The organism is Sphingomonas sp. 37zxx, assembly GCF_000786205.1.
Classification (GTDB): Bacteria; Pseudomonadota; Alphaproteobacteria; order Sphingomonadales; family Sphingomonadaceae; genus Sphingomonas.
Window position 1 is genome coordinate 1 of record NZ_JROH01000137.1, and the last position, 385, is coordinate 385.

General features: G+C 64.4%; 1 pseudogene. It reads right to left on the bottom strand.

Annotation, left to right across the window (positions count from 1 at the left end):
* A pseudogene (locus tag QU44_RS17270) lies at nucleotides 1-300 on the bottom strand (transposase); the annotation flags it as partial.
* Between the last annotated feature and the right edge of the window lie 85 nt (nucleotides 301-385).

Sequence of the window (385 nt, forward strand, 5' to 3'; positions counted from 1 at the left end):
TCCCGAGCGCACCGGCCAAAAAATCATTCGCCAGCGTCAGTTCACCGATCTTGGCGTGCAGCACCGTGACGTCGACTGCCGGTTCACCCGCGGCCGGCTCCGACCCGAACACGTCAGCCGCACCCTCCAGCAGCCGTGCCCGCCACTGGTTGATGAGGTTCGGGTGCACGTCATATTGCTGTGCCAGTTCGGCCAGCGTCTTCTCGCCCTTTACGGCAGCCAGTGCCACCCCCGCCTGCGCGGGGGCAGGCTTTTGGCCTTGAACGCCGGGCTGTGGTTCCGACGCGGTCGCTTGCTCATCTTGCCTGCTCCTTGCGGCCAGCATGGCCGCTCTCAGATCGGCAATCCACTTATCCCCGCTGTTCAAATTCCCCGAACCACCTCT